The following is an 18,580-nucleotide window of genomic DNA, read 5'->3' on the forward strand; positions in this document are numbered from 1 at the left end:
TTTCGACTTTCCTTTAGAAATCCGTAAAATTATTTATACCACTAATTTAATCGAAAATCTTAATGGAAAAATCCGTAAATACACCAAAAACAAGATGTCTTTTCCTACCGATGAGGCGGTTATGAAGTCAGTATATCTCTCTATAAGAGAAGCCACTAAGAAATGGTCGATGCCTATTAGAAATTGGGGGTTGGTTTTAAACCAATTTATGCTTATATTTGACCAAAGACTAAGACTCTAAAAACCTAAGCATCTCTTTTTAACTTACACACTTTAAGGGATAGTGTCGTTCAATATGACCAAATGGACTGTGGACCAGCTTGTCTCGCTATGGTAGCTTCATATTATAACAAAAGTTTTGGCTTACAGTATCTTCGTGATAAAGCTTTTATTACTCGGGAAGGAGTATCTTTATTGGGAATAAGTTTAGCAGCTACTGAGATAGGTTTTAATACTTTTTCTGCAAAGCTAAAAGTGAATGATTTTAGTAAAGACTTTTTACCCTGTATTTTACATTGGAATCAAAATCATTTTGTTGTTTTATATAAAATAACAAAATGTATATTTACGGGGAAAATAATATATAAAATAGCTGATCCTGCTCATGGTTTTATCACACTTTCTGAAGAAAAATTTAAAAATTCTTGGATCTCAGATGGGGAAAAAGGTGTTGCTTTGTTTTTAGAGCCTACTGACAATTTTTTTTCCCAAGAACCACCTAAGGAAGAAAAGGTGTCTATAAAATATCTTTTAAACTATTTGAAACCTTATAAGAAATCAATGGGGTGGATGTTTTTTCTACTCAGTTTAGGAACATTAATAACTTTGATATTTCCTATTCTTACTCAAAAACTAATAGATGATGGGGTTAATCAAAAGAATTTATCTGTTATCACTTATATTTTATTAGCTCAATTGGCTTTTTTCATTGGGAGTATTGTAATCAATATCTTTCGAAATTGGATAATGCTAGTAGTAGGTACTAAGATTAATATACAAATCATTTCAGATTTTCTGAGAAAAATGCTTCGTCTTCCTATTCGGTTTTTTGATACGAAATTAATGGGCGATTTTAACCAGCGCATACAAGATCATGAGCGAATAGAACATTTCTTAACCTCTCAGAGTCTTCTTACAGTATTTTCTGTCATTACTTTTACTGCTTTCTTTGGCATATTATGGTATTATGATTTTAGAATATTATTGACATATATGACGTTAACGGTGACGTCTGTATTGTGGTCGTTCTTTTGGATGAGAAAAAGAAAAGTCCTAGATTATCATCGTTTTCAGCAGAGAAGTGAAAACCAAGAATCTATATATGAAATAATCAATGGTGTATCAGAAATGAAACTTAACCAGTTTGAAGATTTCAAACGTAGAGAATGGGAAAAAATTCAGCAAAAACTTTTTACAATCAATATCCGTATTTTAAAACTTGATCAAGTACAGTTATCTGGCTTTGAGTTTATTAATCAATTTAAAAATATTTTAGTAACTTTTTTGTCCGCTTATTTTGTTGTTCAAGGAAACATGACCCTTGGGGAATTATTAGGGGTATCTTACATCGTAGGGCAAATGAATTCTCCAGTGGGACAGCTAATTTCTTTTTTTCGTTCTCTTCAAGATGCAAAGTTAAGTTTAGCAAGACTTAATGAAGTTCAAAATCATCCAGAGGAAGAAAAAGAAAATCATAAGCCTTTTGATAATCACGAACTGGCTTCAGAAAAAGGAAGTATAATAATAGAAAATGTATCTTTTCAGTATGAAGGCCCTCAATCACCTTATGTTCTTAAAGATATAAATCTGAATATTCCGAAAGGAAAAGTAACAGCTATTGTAGGGGCAAGTGGTAGTGGAAAAACAACGCTTTTAAAGATGCTTTTGAAGTTTTATGAGCCCACAAAAGGAAAAATAAAAGTCAATGGATTAGATATAGAAGATATTTCGCCTATCGAACTGAGAAAAAATTGTGGAGTAGTAATGCAAGATGGATTTATATTTTCAGATACAATAGAAAGAAATATTGCCACTAGTGATGAAAAAATCAATGAAGGTCAGCTAAAAAAAGCATTGAAAATAGCTAATATAAAATCTTTTGTAGAAGAATTACCATTAGGTTTGAATACTAAAATAGGAGCTTCTGGTAATGGTATTTCAGGAGGACAAAAGCAAAGAATTTTAATAGCAAGATCGGTATATAAAAACCCTCAAATGATATTTTTTGATGAAGCAACATCTGCTCTTGATGCAGAAAATGAACGTGTTATTCATGATAATTTACAATCCTTTTTTAAAGGTAAAACTGTGATTATAGTAGCTCATAGACTTTCTACAGTAAAGAACGCTGACCAAATTATAGTCCTTAAAAAAGGACAAATAGTGGAACAAGGTAATCATAACGAATTAGTTTCTAAAAAAGGAGAATATTTCAACTTGGTTAAAAACCAGTTAGAATTAGGGGAATAATTTCATTTTTGTCGATCATATCTAAATTATGTTTAACTTACACAGTTTATGAGACACTACCTGTAGTGCGTTTGTCTTTACCCCAAAGCAGTTTCTGTCGCAAGGTTTCGTAGAAATTAATGCGTTTGGTCATCATTAAAGAAACTTCAAAATTTGCCTTTTTAACGGTAATAGGATCGTCTGTACTCACATTATACAGTCTAGAATCTAAAGACAATAAAAATTCTGGCACTCTACTTTCTACATTCAGTTTTATTTCCACATCGTCTTTTAAAATGATGGGTCTTACATTTAGATTATGCGGTGCAATAGGCGTCAGTACAAAATCGTCTGTCCTTGGCGAAATAATAGGACCACCACAGCTTAGGTTATAAGCCGTAGATCCTGTAGGGGTAGAAATCACCAAGCCATCACCCCAAAATACGGTAAGAAACTCATCATCAATATAAGAATCTATGGTAATCATAGAGGTGGTTTCCTTTCTGGTAATACTGAGGTCGTTTAAGGCATAGGGAAAGTCTATTTTGGAATTGCCCGCAGAAACTTCAATCACCGAACGGCGACTTAAAATGGTTTCCCCTGCTAAAATTTTATCAATATTTTGAAATATTTCCTCCTTAGAAAAACATGCTAAAAAGCCTAAGCGCCCCGTATTAACCCCCACAATAGGAATTTCTAAATCTTGAACGAATATCAAGGCGTTGAGTATAGTTCCATCGCCCCCAAAACTAAAAAATAAATCTACTTCTAGTGCTTTGAGTTCTTCTTTGTCATTAAAGGTTTTAAAATGCTTAGAAAAAGCTAAATCTACCGAAAGCCCTTCATACAATACAGATTCTACCCCTCTTTTTTCTAGTTCCGAAATAAACTTACTTAAATATAAAAAGGTGTCTAAATCTTTTTTTTGTGAATAAATCGCCGCTTTCATAGTGTAATGCTTTGTCTGTATAGAGTTTCAAAAATACAACTTAAATTTTAAACTTATGGCAAAAAATGGCTCCCATTTTTTAGGACACCCATTTTAGACTAAACTTTTCTTGTCTGCATAGTTGAGTTTAAAGAAAATAGCCGTCATCATAGAAAATGCCAATAGCGAACTTCCCCCATAGCTAAAATAAGGCAAAGGAATACCCACCGTAGGAAACAGCCCCATGACCATTCCGATATTAATCCCAAAATGGATTAGCAAAATAGACGCAAAGGAATAGCCAAATACCCTATTGAACACCGTTTTTTGTTTCTCTGCGAGGTAGTAAATTCTACCAATAAAGACGGCATAACATAAAATCAGCAATGCGCTGCCTACAAAGCCCCACTCTTCGCCAACAGTACAAAAAATATAGTCGGTTTGTTGCTCGGGTACAAATTTCCCTTGTGTTACTGAGCCTTGTTTATATCCTTTTCCCGTAAGCCCACCAGAGCCAATCGCTGTTTTCGAGTATAAAAGATTATACCCCGAAGTATCCCTAAACGCTTTTTCCCCTTTGTATAAAACCTCTATTCTTTCGCGCTGGTGCTTAGGTAATTTTTCTAGAATATACATGGAAAATGTAGATAATAATACCACAAATGTAAATGTAAACACCACAGCCAATACACTGAATATACTCCACCTAATTTTGTTCCAATTGAATATTAAGACTACTAAAATTATAGTACCACAAAGCAATGCGACATATATTGGAGATATTTTTAAAGTAATTTCCATATACAAAGCTCCTAAAAACACCGTGGCTAAAATACCTATAACACCAAAAAACCATCCCGATAATCCTTCTCTATAAAGTGCGATCACAAACGCCATAAATACTAATAACGAACCAACATCTGGAATCATCAACACTACGACTCCGGGAATTGCGATAATGGCAAATGCGGTAAGGAAATTCTTTCTGTTCTTAATATCAAAATCAGGGTGTGCCACATAGTTGGCGAGCATTAATGTAGTTCCAATTTTAGCAAACTCAACGGGTTGCATGGTAATGCCTCCAAACTTATACCAGTTTTTCTGTCCTAAAATTTCGGTGCCAAAGGGAAATAATCCAATCAATAATAATACTCCAAAGATATAAACCAACCCCGCTATACCCTCAAAAAATTGGGCTCTCATCGAAAAAATCCCCCCTCCGACCAATAGAGAAATAATGAAAAAAATTAATTGTTTCTGTCCCAATGCTTCATTTACACTATAAATATTAAATATAGCAAAGACACAAATGATGAGGTATAACCCAATGCCAATTTTATCTATGCCCTCTGTCTTATTCATAATCTATTTATTAGCGTTGATTTTAAGCATTATAGAATCTCTATCTTTTTTTATTCTATTAAGAATACTAGGGCTAAGTTTCATTTTTAAACTGTCTTCTAATTTCGCTAAATAGAGCGAATCTTTATTTGCTTTTTTATATAGCCCTTTTCGTTTTAAATCTGCTTCCCATTGTCTTCGATATTCCGATATAAAACTAGCATTCACCATTTTTTTATACAAATGCTCTCTTTTTATTTCACCCGTCAAGTATTTTTCTGCAATAATCGTACACGCTGGTCCTGCCCATGTGGCACCAAAGCCAGCATGCTCCATCACCGCAGCGACTACAATTTTGGGGTCTTCGGCTGGGGCTATCATGGTATAGATAGAGTTGTCCTTACCTTGGGGTACCTGCGCAGTTCCCGTCTTGGCAAGTTGGGTAAATTCATTGGTTTTTAGTGAGCGTCCCGTACCATGCAATACTACTGCTTCCATGCCTTTTAGTACCGCATCGTAATAGGCCTTATCTTTAACTAAAGTATAATGTTTCTTTTTGAACCTCGGGTCTGGATTGGGTTTTCCATCTATTGATTTCACGATATGTGGTGTATAGAACCAGCCTTTGTTTGCTATCGCCGCTGTATAGTTTGCCAATTGCAGCGGGGTTACCAATACATCACCTTGTCCCATTCCATTAAACACAGCTCCCGTAGCCAATGGATCCCATTGTTTAGGGTTTGCCTTACTGCCACTGGCTTTATAAATATTTGCCATTCTTTTTTCATAATATTCTCCACTTGGAATCCTCCCTTTAGCACCTACGGCTAAGTCATTATTTAGATAAACACCGAGCCCAAAGCTATTCATAATCTCCTTCCATTCGTCAACCCCTTTAGATGGATTCCCCGGATATTTGTTCACAATAGCAAGATAAGCGTAAGAAAAATAGCAGTTACTCGATACTTGGATTGATGGGATAAGTGGATCTGCTCCCCCATGTCCTTTAATTCTAAGCCCTCTATAATTAAATCCTCCACCACATGGAAAAATCGTTTGGGGTGTCATCACGCCCATTTGCATAGCTGCTAAAGCGGTCACTAATTTAAAAGTAGAGCCTGGAGGGTATGCGGCTTGAATAGAGCGGTCGAACATCGGCATATTAAACTTATCCGTTTGCAATTGATAAATCTTTTTATTTTTATCCGAACCACTAAAGGTTTCCATAGGGTCTACATCAGGCCCCGAAGCCATCACGAGTATTTCTCCAGTTTTAGGGTCTAATGCCACAATCGCCCCTCTTTTGTTTACCAACATTTCCTCAGCAATTCTTTGAAGGTCGTAATCAATAGTGAGGGTAAGGTCTTTACCTGTAACCACTTCTTTATCCAGTTCTCCATTTTTGTATGGCCCTACACTTCTTAGCTTAATGTCTTTTTGGATATATTGCACGCCTTTTTCGCCTCTCAATTCTTTTTCATAGCCTTTCTCAACCCCTGATTTTCCGATGATATCCCCCGGCAAATAGTAAACCGAATCTTTTTTAATATCGTATTGATTCACTTCATTGGTAAACCCTAAAAGATTTCCCGAAGTACTGACTTCATACTCTCTTTGAGGTCTTTTCACAATATTGAAGGCTGGATATTTAAAAATAATTTCTTGGATTCTTGCCATTTCCTCACGGCTAAGGTTTTTCATAAACGTCATCGGCTGAACCTTAGAATAATATTGGTCGGCTTTTATGGCTTTTATTCTAGAAATAAAATCTTGCTTAGAAATACGCATCAAATTACAAAACCCAAGTGTATCAAAATCTGGTTTCATTAGTACCTGCGTGAATGCAATTTCGTACGCGGGTTTATTTCCTACTAAAATTTTACCGTTCCTATCAAAGATAATCCCCCGCTGTGGAATGATGTATTCTGTTTTGATGGAGGTATTGGCTGCATTAAGTGCATACCTATCGGTAAACAGTTGCAAATACGCCAACCTTGCTATAAAGATTATAGCAATAATCGCCAATACCACATTGATTTTGAAAAACCGTTTCAAACTTTTTGCTTGATTTTGAAAATTAATACATACAGAAGTACAAAAATAAATGATACTACTGAAGTAATCAAAATATTAAGTGAAATTTCAAGCACTCTAGAAAATTTGAAAAACTCAATGAATTGAACTAAAAATTGATGAATGAATAAACTGAAAAATATAAAAAATAAAAACTGGCTCCACCGAATGGATTGAAATGAAAAGCTATCGGTCGCGCCACTGTCCACAGAAGTCCTAAAGATAAGGGTTCTAAAGTAAGCAATAATCGTTGTGGCAAAGGCATTAATCCCCCATGTTCCTAAAAACGCATCTACTCCCAGCCCTAACAAAAAACTAATGCCTAAAAACACATACTGATTTCTATAAAAGGGATAAAACAACACCAATACAGGATAGATGATAGGCGTATAGCCTCCTGCAATTGCAAAACGATTGAATAAAAAAATCTGTAATGCAACCAAGAGTGTTGAAAATACTAAATCTGTAAATATATTTCTACTTATCATCTCTTTTTATCGTAGCACTTAGTGAGTCTTGTACTTGCTCAAGTTCTTTTCTTTTAAGGTTTTGAACCACATATACTTTCTTAATATTTCCCATCTTTTGGCTAAGTTCTACACTAATATCCCAAAACCCAGTTTTAGTATCTACCTGATAGCCAGAAATAGTTCCTAATGGAATATTAGCAGGAAAAATATCCGACTTCCCGTCTGTAATTACCGTATCGCCCACCTTAATAGGAACATATTTTGGAACATCTGCCAAGTGCATTATTCGAGCATCGTCGCCCCGCCAAGTTAAAGTTCCAAAATAACCCGAGTTCTTTAGTGAGGCATTGATACGCATTTTATTAACACTTAAAATAGACTGAACCAAAGCATAATTGTTCATACTATTGATGACAATTCCTGCCACGCCATTGGGAGCAATTACGCCCATTTTTGCTTTAACGCCTTGTCTACTGCCTCTATTTATGGTAAAATAGTTATCTTTTCGAATGATGGTATTATTCATCACTTTAGCGTCAATAATGGTGTAGTTTTGTCCTCCCTTAATAGAATCTGAAACCTTATAAATTTTGGGCTGACTTAGAGATTGCTTCCCATACAATTGCTGCATGAGGTATTTATTTTGAGCCACCAACTCCTCGTTCATTTCCTTTAAATTAAGATAATTCGTCCCTTCATCTATATAGCCCGAAACCCATGAATTAAATCCCGCAACTTGCGCTGCTAAGAATGATCGCTGAACGCTATTTCTCGTAAAAATAAGGCATAAGGCTAACAATTGTAGTCCCAAAAAGAAAACAAATAAGGCATTTTTAGAGAAAAACCTCAGCATAGACCCCATTGGTGCGGCTCTAAATTATTTAATTAAGAAATTGAATTTGTCCATATTTTTTAGTGCAATTCCCGTCCCTCTTACTACAGCTCTTAGCGGGTCTTCGGCAACAAATACGGGTAAACCTGTTTTTTTGCTTAACCTATCTGCAAGCCCTCTAAGCAATGCTCCACCACCCGCTAAATAAATTCCTGTTTTGTAGATATCTGCGGCTAATTCTGGCGGCGTCATAGAAAGGGTTTCCATTACGGCATCTTCGATTCTAATGATAGATTTATCCAAAGCGCGCGCGATTTCCTTATAGCCCACCATAATTTCCTTAGGCTTACCCGTAATTAAATCTCTACCTTGAACCGGAATATCTTCTATATCAATATCCAACTCTTCTACGGCAGAACCAACTTCAATTTTGATTCTTTCTGCAGTACGCTCTCCTACAAACAGATTGTGATGGGTTCTTAGATAATATGCAATATCGTTAGTAAATACATCTCCTGCAATTTTCACCGATTTATCACACACAATTCCGCCTAAAGCCACGACTGCAATTTCGGTGGTTCCTCCACCGATATCGATAATCATATTTCCTTCTGGTTTTTGAACATCAATGCCTACCCCTATTGCGGCTGCCATTGGCTCATAAATCAACCGCACCTCTTTGGCATTCACTTTTTGAGCAGAGTCTCTTACCGCTCTTTTTTCCACTTCTGTAATTCCTGAAGGAATACAAATCACAATTTTAAGGGCTGGTTGAAATAATTTACCTTTAATCCCCGGAATCTTTTTAATAAACTCCTTGATCATATGCTCCGAAGCTTGGAAATCTGCAATAACACCGTCTTTTAATGGACGAATGGTTTTAATATCTTCGTGGGTCTTCCCTTGCATATGTTTGGCTTGTTCCCCTACGGCGATAGGTTTTCCCGTTTGTCTTTCTACCGCCACGATAGAAGGTTGGTCTATTACAATTTTGTTGTTATGTATAATTAGGGTATTGGCAGTCCCTAAGTCTATGGCTATTTCTTGCGTGAATAAATCAAATAATCCCATTTTTTCTGTATAAATTATTTTAGTCTACAAAGATATGAAATTAGACTTATTATAAGATAAATAGTTTTTAAAAAATTGTTAAAATTGAGAAATAAGTTTATAATCTGCCTATTAGATTTATATACATATTTTTCCATAATTTTGTAAATTAATTAATATCAGTTTTATTATAAATGGACAAGCAACTATATTATACAGGAAAAAGAGATCAACCTAAATTTTACTTATTTTTAATTTTGGTTACTTTATTAATCAAGACTCCCTTTTTATTCACACACCATATTCAGGAGGACGCCTTTATTACTTGGAATGTAGCACAAAATTTATTAGATTATGGAGTAATAGGTTTTAACGGAACTGAACCTATTTCAGCATCTACTACGCATTTATATGTGTTCATTTCAGCACTGATTCAATGGCTTTCTGGTGATGCATTCGTGTATACTATACAGCTATTTAATAGTTTAATGTTTGGGCTAGGGAGTTTATTTTTAGCTCAAGTATTTTTCAGCGAGCGTTCAAAAATATTTTTATTTGTAGTTTTATTAAATTTAATACCACCAGCCATTATGGCTTCTGTATTGGGAATGGAATATGGTATATTATTTCTATTGTATTGTATTTTTATAAAATATGCTATAAAAGAAGGAACCAAATTATGTTTTTTCATCTTACCTATATTGTTAATATGGACGCGTTTAGATACAGTTATATTTTTAGGGATTTTTGGACTTTATACGATAATTATCACTAGAAGAATTAACCCATATTTCTTTTTTGGAGGAGTCATTGGGATATTGAGTGTGCTTACATTTAACTATTGGTATTTTGGAGATATTGTAAACCATACCATAGTTGCTAAAAAAATTGCCTATCCTAATAATAAAGGGTTTGATTTTAATGAGTTTATCAATCAGTTAGCGTATTATGGTGGTTATTTAAGAATGTCAGGAACCATTACTATGGTCTTATTTTACACTTATTTTGTATTGACCCTTTGTTTATTATTTTTTGTACTAAACAAGGAGGTCTACAAGAAAAGAATTCATATCATCATTACTATTCTATCATTTGCAACAGCCAAGATCTTAATTTTTGTATTTCTAAGAGCCTATTTTGACTGGTATTATTGGCTTCCGAGAGTCTTTATGGCGAGTATTTGGATCTATGTGTTGATAGAATTTGTCTTAAAAACTAAAACCCTTAAAATATTATCAGTATTTATATTTATAGCCTTTGCAAGTTTTCAATATATTCAGTCTCTAAGTATTGGGTATATGGAAAATACGCAAAGAATGCAGATTGTAAGGGATCTTAAAAGTTTAAATGCTAATAAAAACCAAAGTATCGTCCTAGAGCCTGCAGGAAAAATTCCTTTTTACACCAGACTAAAGACATGGGATGAGGTAGGCTTAGTGGATAAAAAAATGACTAACGAAATGATTGCCAACTTTGATGAAGCTTGGATCAACCTAATTAATCATAACAACCCTACCTATGTACTAACTATTGGTGCTAAAGCAGGAGAAAACAAGTTATATAAAATGACTCCAGCTCAACAAAATGATTTCAATAAAAAGTATAAACTAATTAAAAGTTACCCAATAGACCAAGTACATAAGTCTGCACCCTACCCTATAAATATTGTGTATTCAATTCGGGCTATTGGACAGGACTATTACCTTTATAAAAGAGTAGAACATTAAACTCGTTGTAAAGGTGATTAGAATCATTAATTAAAAAGTTCATACTTTTGCAAAAAACAAATCCGCATGCCAAAGAATTTAGTCATCGTTGAGTCACCAGCGAAAGCCAAAACCATCCAGAAATATTTAGGTAAAGATTATGAAGTGAAATCCAGTTTTGGACACATCAGAGACTTACCCAAAAAAGAAATGGGTATTAATTTGGAAACCTTTACGCCAGATTATGAAGTTTCTAGCGATAAAAAGAAAATAGTATCCGAGTTAAAAGCAGCGGTAAAAAAGGCAGATACCATTTGGCTCGCTTCCGATGAAGACCGCGAAGGAGAAGCTATTGCATGGCACTTATCCGAAGAACTAAAACTAAAAAAAGAACAAACCAAGCGTATTGTATTTCACGAAATTACAAAAAACGCAATTCTAAAGGCTATAGAAAACCCCAGAGATATTGACAAAAACTTAGTGAATGCCCAACAAGCCAGAAGAGTGCTAGACCGTATTGTAGGTTTTGAGATGTCACCTGTACTTTGGAAAAAAATAAGACCAGGACTTTCGGCAGGTAGGGTTCAGTCGGTAGCGGTAAGGCTAATTGTAGAAAGGGAAAAAGAAATTCAAGCCTTTGAACCGCAATCTAACTTCAAAATTGAAGGTATATTTTCTACCAGCCATTCCCAAGAAATTTCAGCAAAACTAAAAAAAGAGTTTAAGAAAGAACAAGACGCGGAGCAATTTTTAAAATTAGCACAATCTGTCAACTTTAAAGTTTTAAATGTAGAAAAGAAGCCAGGCAAAAAAACTGCTTCAGCACCGTTTACCACATCTACTTTGCAGCAGGAGGCCTCTAACCGACTCGGCTATGGTGTAGCAACCACTATGAGAATAGCGCAAAGGCTCTATGAAGAAGGTTATATCACTTATATGAGAACCGACTCTGTCAATTTATCCAAAGAAGCAATTGATGGGGCAAAATCTCAAATTATAAAAGAATTTGGCGACGATTATTCCAAGCCGAGAAATTATACTACAAAATCTTCTTCTGCCCAAGAAGCCCACGAGGCCATTCGACCAACAGATTTTGGGGTTAAAACAGTAAGCGACAGTCAGCTTAATAGTCTTTATAAATTGATTTATAAAAGAACTTTAGCCAGTCAGATGGCGGATGCCAAGATAGAAAAAACAATAATTGAAATTGGCGATAAAACACTACCTCAACATTTTGAAGCTCAAGGTGAAGTTATCATATTTGATGGATTTTTAAAAGCCTATGGTATCCATACAATTGAAGACGAGGACACAGAAGACAATAGCAAACTCCTTCCTAAAGTATCAGTAGGTGAGGCTCTAGACTATAAAACTATTACCGCTACCGAAAAATTTAGTAAGCACCCTTCTAGATTTACAGAAGCGGGGTTAGTTAAAAAATTAGAAGAATTAGGTATTGGTAGACCATCTACCTATGCCCCTACAATTCAAACTATACAAAACAGAGAATATGTAGACAAACGGGAGATTCTACCTCAGGAGCGGGAAATTATGAAAATGACTTTAACACCTAAAACACTAGACAAAGCCATTTTAAAAGAAAACTACGGTGGTGATAAAAACAAGTTTGTCCCTACAGATATTGGTATTGTCGTAAATGATTTCTTAACAGAAAACTTTGCCGAAATATTAGACTATGGCTTTACCGCAAAAGTAGAACAAGATTTTGATGATATTGCTCACGGTGATGAAAAATGGAAAGAAATGATGTCTGGCTTCTACGGAAAATTCCATACGAATATAAAAGATGTAGAAGAAAATGCCGATAGAGCTTCAGGTGAGCGAATCTTAGGGAAAGACCCTAAAACTGGAAAAGTCATTTTGGTGCGTATAGGGCGCTATGGTCCTATGGCACAAATTGGAGATAGTGAAGATGAAAATCAAGTCTTTGCATCACTAATGGCGCATCAAAATATCAACACCATTACTTTAGAGGAGGCTTTAGACTTATTTAAAGTGCCTTTCGACCTCAAAGCGGTAGATGGGAAACCTGTATCTGTTGCCGTAGGTAGATTTGGACCTTATGTTAAATGGGGAGATACTTTCATTAGTATTCCTAAAGGCGAAGACCCATTAAGCGTTAACCAAGAAAGAGCAGAAGAGCTTATCAAGGAAAAAAAATTAGCCGATGCTCCAATTGCAAGTTTTAAAGGAGAGCCTGTAACTAAAGGTGTGGGAAGGTTTGGACCATTCTTAAAGTATAAAAATATCTTTGTGAATGTCCCTAAAAAATACGATTTCGATAATCTTTCCAATGAGGATATTCACGAATTAATAGAAGCAAAACTTGAAAAAGAGGCCAATCGCTACATCAAACAATGGGATGAGGAGGGCATTTCTATTGAAAACGGTAGATGGGGACCATTCATTAAGTTTAAAAAGAAAAACTTCAAAATACCGAAAACAAAATCAGACGAAAAATATACGGCTGAGGAGCTGAAAGACATTGCTTTAGATAAGGTAAAAAAATGGATTACCGCACAAGACTCCTCTGCTTTTTCGGCAAAGAAAACAACAACCAAAAGAAAAACAACTAAAAAGAAATAATAACTTTCTTCACATTAGTATATGAATTTAGATGATGTTTTAGTTGAACCTGATCGTCCTAAAGTTAAAGCTTGGCAATTAGGGCATATCATTTCCAAAGATATTGCAAAAGGCGGCGTGACGCTGATGTTCTGCTCGGACGAACGGGGCTATGGTGGTGATGCCAAAATGAATGATTTTAGCAGTATTAGAAGTCAGTTGTACCAATTGTCTCAACATGACTTGCAGATTACTATTGGGGATTTGGGCGACATCATTACGGGGCGTACTTTAGAAGATACGCATTGTATTATTGAAGAATTGGTTTTAAAATGTTTAGAAGAAGATAGTATTCCCGTTATTATTGGAAGTGGGAAAGATATGGCTTACCCTATGTACAAAGCTGTGGGTAAGACTAATAATACCGTAAACTATACCCACATTGATGCGTTTATCCATCTAGGTAATGCTGAAAAACCACTTTCCGAAAAGAATGTATTGAGTAAAATACTAACTTCTAATGAAGCCCAACTCAAAACTTACTATCATTTAGGCTATCAGAGACATCTCAATGAAAAACCTTCGGTAGAATTACTTAATAATATAGATGCCGAAGCCCTGAGCCTATCCGCTATGATGCAGCATATTAATAATGCGGAACCTTTTTTAAGACGCTCTAATTTAGTAACTTTAAGTTGTGATGCTATACAAAGTATTGGAGGGAGTTTTTCTCAGAATCCTCAAGTTAATGGACTCAACTCTAGGGAGGCTTGTGGATTAGCCAAAGAAATTGGAATGGGGCAAGAATTTGCTGCACTAGGGATATTTAATTACAACTTTAGTACAGATGATGATAAGCAAAGAGCCTTACTATCTCAAATGCTATGGTATTTATTTGAAGGGATAAGCATCCAAAAATCACATCCCAAAGAGCAACAATTAGAGCGTTATGTTGTGCTGATAGATTCAAAATCACTGGAATTTAAACGCGAAGCATTTACCAATCTCTGGTATTTTGGAGAAAGCGATTCTGTAAATCAATGTCTGCCATGTACAGAACAAGATTATAAAAATGCTAAAAAAGGATATTTATCCAAAAGACTCGCTAAATTTTTAAGTCGATGAAAATAAAACAAATTGTCTACATATTTGTATTAATTGGGATAATCTTTGGTAGTTATAGAATTTTCAATAAGTATTCTTATTCTAAAAAAGAAAAATATAAAACCGCAATGTCAACTACTAAAAATAGAATAATCGCTATTATTGGAGATAGTTGGGCAAGTAGGTTTCCCGCCGAAAAATTAGCTTTAAAAATGAAAAAAGATTCATTTGAGGTTAATAATTTGGGGCATCCAGGAGCAACTACAAAAGAAATTTATTCTGATTTTTTCAATAAAAATGACGACACATTTTCTTTTCAAAATATTTTTGATAAAAATCCTCAATATTGTATTGTTTTAGCAGGAGTAAATGATTCTGCAAGACATACTGGGAAAAAATTTTATGCCTATCATATGACACTGATCATTGATTACCTGCTCAATAAAAATATCACTCCAATTATATTGGAACTACCTAAAGTAGGCTTAAAGGAAAATAATGACCAAAAAAATATTATCAGCAAATCTGCAAATATAATTTTTGAAGAGCTTGATGACAATGGCAATATTTATAATACTATTTCTTATAGAAACGAACTAAATCAGTATTTAAAAAATCAGCATTTAGATAAAAAAATTATCTTTATTGATTATGAAAAAGTATCCGAAGGATATAACGAATCAAAGAAGCTATATACCGACCCTCTTCATTTAAACGACGAAGGCTACGATAGGTTGATAGAAGAGATAGCCAATGTAATACATAATGACTTGAAACAGCATCAACAATGAAGAAAGTATCCATCATAGTTCCTGTTTATAATGTAGAGCAGTACCTTTCAAAATGCTTGGATTCTTTAGTAGCACAGACTTTAGAGGAGATAGAAATATTGGTTATAGATGACGGTAGCACAGATGGTTCCAAATCTATTATGGAGCTGTATCAGAAAAATTATCCAGAAAAAATTGTAATCTATTCAAAAAGCAATGGTGGACTGAGTGATGCTAGGAATTACGGGCTGGATAGAGCACAAGGTGAGTATATAGGTTTTGTAGATAGTGATGATTTTGTTACGCCAACCATGTTTGAAGAAATGTACACCTTAGCTAAAAAAAATGTCGCTCAAATGGTTATTTGTAATTTACAAAAGGTAAATGAGCATGGTGAAGTTACTCAAAAATTAACTCAAATTCCACATTTACCAGAGAACATAATTTTAAAAGAACATTTTTCAGTATTTTCGGACATCAGTTATTTTGCGTGTAATAAATTATTTCATAAAGATTTATTTAGGAGTAAAAGATTTAAAAAAGGAATTCATTTTGAAGATATTGAATTGATTCCTAGGTTATTATTAGAATGTGATACTATTGCCCAAACCCAAAATTACCATTATCAATATTTGGAACGCTCGGATTCTATTACCAAAACACATACAGAGCGGGGGCTAGATATTTTAAATGCGGTAGAATCCGTAGAAAAGCAATTTTATAACTCCAAATATAAGTCCTTTAAAAAAGAACTTAATGGGTTTCAGATTTTAGAAGGCGTCTATACGTTTTTAGCTTATTTAGCCTTTGTAAAAGACGAGTCCACTTACAATATGATGTCCAATAGACTCGAAAGGTTTATAAGCGATAGAAAAATTAGTTTTAAAGAAATTCTTATGTATAGAAGATTTAATAAGAATTATCTTTTATCTTTGCCTTTGAAAAAAAGAATCTACTATATGATTTATTTTTTAGGTTTGGGTAAAATTATTAGGAAATTTATGTAAGTAAATCATATGATTACATTTCTACATCCTGTTTTCACAATAGTTACTATTGTTCTTATTTTTTTTAGCTTTATGGAAGTTAATAATTATAAGAATTATAAGGCTGTATGGGTGATAGTATTTGTAATGATTCTTTTAGTGGGTTTTAGAGAATGGGTGGGCGCCGATTATCCCCAGTATTTTAGGATGTACCAATACTTTGGAAAAAAAACCGAATATTCTACTATATTTAATAAAGCAATATTTGGGAAAAAAACTTTAGAGATTGAATGGCTGTATGTATTAATTGGTAAATTATTTTATCAAGCTCAATTTCCATTTTTTTTATTCACATTCTTTATCGCCTGTTTATCAATTCTGCCTAAATATTTTACTTTTGAAAATTCTGTAGTATACCCTTCATTGAGTTTATTGCTATATATGTTCCCTTCTTATTTTTCTGCAGACGGAGGTCATATGAGGCAAGCGGTAGCCATGTCTATTTTGATATTTTCTTTCTATTTTATAAAAAAGAGAAAACTTCTTCCTTTTTTATTGATGATATATTTGGCTATGGGGTTTCATAAGTCCGCTTTTGTATTTATATTTGCATACTGGGTTGCCATTATCCCTATAAATAGGACACATATGATCGTATTGTTAATCATTTGTATAATATTATCTCCTTTTCAAATCTATAATTACATTTCATTACTAGACAGTATCGCTCCCGCTGAAGTTTATGAAGGTTTTTCAAATTACGAAATGATAGAAGGAAATACCAATAAAATAAGTTTTTCGGATTTAATATGTTTGATGTATTCTTATTTTTTAATTTCTTATAATAAAGAAGCCTGTGAAAAAATCCCCTATTATGAATATATGCGAAATATAGGTTTTATAGGGATTTGTTTATATTTCATTTTTAGAGGGAGTCCTATATTTTCTTCAAGATTAGCAATGATTTTTATGATTTTTATGGTAATGGTTATTCCTAATATCATAGCATCAATAAGAAGTATTAAACTAAGAGGATTTTTGCATATTTTTTTGATTGGATATATAATTTTTTATTATTTTGTATATGCTGTAATGCAATCTAAGGTGGGGTATACATTTGAAAGATATCATAATTTTCTTTGGTAATAAATATTAAATCTAATGCAGTTTATTGACTCTATCATAATGAATTTTGGTGTTCCTTTATTTTATATAAAGGCCATTTTATCATTGGTTTTATCATTAGGCCTATCGTTTTATGCTATTCCTACCATTTTAAAAATTTCTAAACGAAAAAATTTAATGGATGAACCCGGAATTAGAAGCTCTCATCAAAGGAAAGTTCCTAATCTAGGAGGTATCGCTTTATTTTATTCTATTGGTATCTGTACCCCTATATTTGCCTATGAACTCTTTGACACTTACAAATTTTTATTTCCTACATTAGTCATTTTGTTTTACATCGGAGTGATGGATGATATTATCATTATGAGAGCCTATAAAAAACTCTTTGCACAAATATTAGTTGCGGCTCTTATGGTTATAGGTTCCGATTTAAGGATTAGAAGCTTATTTGGACTATTTGGGATATATGAACTTCATTATTTAATAAGTGTAGTATTTAGTATTGTTACTATTATTATTATAGTTAATGCTTTTAACCTAATTGATGGGATTGATGGGCTTGCCGCCTCCTATGCCATAGCTTGTTGTACAATTTTTGGAATCAGTTATTATCGATTAGGTGCACCAAACTATCCAATGGTTGTATTATGTATGATTATTATTGGAGCATTACTTGGCTTTTTATATTATAATCTATCGGATAAAAACAAAAAAATTTTTATGGGGGATACAGGCTCTATGCTAATTGGTTTTTTACTCAGTTTTACTGCCATATATTTTATTGATTTATTTATAGAAAATGATTATCATGCTTCTAACATCCATTATCATCTTAAAACGACCCCTGTAATTGCATTTAGTATACTAATACTACCAATGGTGGATACATTAAAGGTTATTGTTCAAAGGATAATTAATAAAAGATCTCCATTAGAGGCAGATAAAAACCATATCCATCATCAATTACTTAAACTTGGACTTACCCATAAAAGAGCCACCTTATATATATTATTATATTATTTTTTTATTATTATGGTTGTCTACTACCTGAGACATATCAATATAAATCTTTTATTATTTGTTTCTCTTTTATTAGGTTTCTTAGGTACTTTTATCCCAACCATTATATTGTATTTGAAACAAAATAAATAAACCGTACTT

At 33.7% G+C, this 18,580-nt stretch carries 14 protein-coding genes and 1 pseudogene; 9 read left to right on the forward strand and 6 right to left on the reverse strand.

Annotated elements, in window-relative coordinates; genetic code table 11:
• On the forward strand, nt 1-241 hold a 241-nt coding region (locus C237_RS12805; RefSeq protein WP_018675049.1), incomplete at its 5' end, for a transposase.
• Between the two features lie 50 nt (nt 242-291).
• Nucleotides 292-2,469: pseudogene (locus C237_RS0103190) on the forward strand (peptidase domain-containing ABC transporter); the annotation flags it as partial.
• A gap of 46 nt (nt 2,470-2,515) precedes the next feature.
• Here C237_RS0103190 and C237_RS0103195 read toward each other — a convergent pair.
• From C237_RS0103195 to C237_RS0103220, 6 genes are all read right to left on the reverse strand, one after another.
• Nucleotides 2,516-3,397, reverse strand: coding sequence for an NAD kinase (locus C237_RS0103195; protein WP_018675051.1), 882 nt, complete (start codon nt 3,395-3,397; stop codon nt 2,516-2,518).
• Nucleotides 3,398-3,490: 93 nt separating this feature from the next.
• Complete coding sequence (gene rodA / locus C237_RS0103200) at nt 3,491-4,738, reverse strand: rod shape-determining protein RodA (protein ID WP_018675052.1); 1,248 nt, start codon at nt 4,736-4,738, stop codon at nt 3,491-3,493.
• A gap of 3 nt (nt 4,739-4,741) precedes the next feature.
• On the reverse strand, nt 4,742-6,772 hold the full coding sequence (locus C237_RS0103205; RefSeq protein ID WP_018675053.1) for a peptidoglycan D,D-transpeptidase FtsI family protein: 2,031 nt from the start codon (nt 6,770-6,772) through the stop codon (nt 4,742-4,744).
• Entirely contained in the window at nt 6,769-7,278 is a 510-nt protein-coding gene (locus C237_RS0103210; protein ID WP_018675054.1) for a hypothetical protein, read from the reverse strand. The genes C237_RS0103205 and C237_RS0103210 overlap by 4 nt, the downstream gene beginning before the upstream one ends.
• Nucleotides 7,268-8,122, reverse strand: a complete 855-nt coding sequence (gene mreC, locus C237_RS0103215) for a rod shape-determining protein MreC (protein ID WP_018675055.1) — start codon at nt 8,120-8,122, stop codon at nt 7,268-7,270. Before mreC ends, C237_RS0103210 begins: the two co-directional genes overlap by 11 nt.
• 15 nt (nt 8,123-8,137) lie before the next feature.
• Nucleotides 8,138-9,163, reverse strand: coding sequence for a rod shape-determining protein (locus C237_RS0103220; protein WP_018675056.1), 1,026 nt, complete (start codon nt 9,161-9,163; stop codon nt 8,138-8,140).
• A 173-nt stretch (nt 9,164-9,336) separates the two neighbouring features.
• Here C237_RS0103220 and C237_RS12810 point away from each other — a divergent pair, with 173 nt between their 5' ends.
• The 7 genes from C237_RS12810 (at nt 9,337) to C237_RS0103255 (ending at nt 18,571) form a co-directional block, all read left to right on the forward strand.
• On the forward strand, nt 9,337-10,869 hold the full coding sequence (locus C237_RS12810; protein WP_018675057.1) for a hypothetical protein: 1,533 nt from the start codon (nt 9,337-9,339) through the stop codon (nt 10,867-10,869).
• A 66-nt stretch (nt 10,870-10,935) separates the two neighbouring features.
• Nucleotides 10,936-13,455: a type I DNA topoisomerase gene (topA, locus tag C237_RS0103230; protein ID WP_018675058.1), complete on the forward strand. Its 2,520-nt coding sequence runs from the start codon at nt 10,936-10,938 to the stop codon at nt 13,453-13,455.
• A gap of 21 nt (nt 13,456-13,476) precedes the next feature.
• Nucleotides 13,477-14,559: an arginase family protein gene (locus tag C237_RS0103235; RefSeq protein ID WP_018675059.1), complete on the forward strand. Its 1,083-nt coding sequence runs from the start codon at nt 13,477-13,479 to the stop codon at nt 14,557-14,559.
• The gene (locus C237_RS0103240) at nt 14,556-15,329 is read left to right on the forward strand and encodes an SGNH/GDSL hydrolase family protein (protein WP_018675060.1); all 774 of its coding nucleotides are present in this window, start codon (nt 14,556-14,558) and stop codon (nt 15,327-15,329) included. Before C237_RS0103235 ends, C237_RS0103240 begins: the two co-directional genes overlap by 4 nt.
• Nucleotides 15,326-16,315, forward strand: coding sequence for a glycosyltransferase family 2 protein (locus C237_RS0103245; protein WP_018675061.1), 990 nt, complete (start codon nt 15,326-15,328; stop codon nt 16,313-16,315). The genes C237_RS0103240 and C237_RS0103245 overlap by 4 nt, the downstream gene beginning before the upstream one ends.
• A 9-nt stretch (nt 16,316-16,324) precedes the next feature.
• Nucleotides 16,325-17,440 (forward strand): EpsG family protein, encoded by a 1,116-nt coding sequence (locus tag C237_RS0103250; protein ID WP_033398567.1) that lies wholly within the window; start codon nt 16,325-16,327, stop codon nt 17,438-17,440.
• Nucleotides 17,441-17,455: 15 nt separating this feature from the next.
• Nucleotides 17,456-18,571, forward strand: a complete 1,116-nt coding sequence (locus tag C237_RS0103255) for a glycosyltransferase family 4 protein (RefSeq protein ID WP_018675063.1) — start codon at nt 17,456-17,458, stop codon at nt 18,569-18,571.
• Nucleotides 18,572-18,580 lie beyond the last annotated feature (9 nt).

The organism is Riemerella columbina DSM 16469 (assembly GCF_000374405.1).
GTDB lineage: Bacteria > Bacteroidota > Bacteroidia > Flavobacteriales > Weeksellaceae > Riemerella > Riemerella columbina.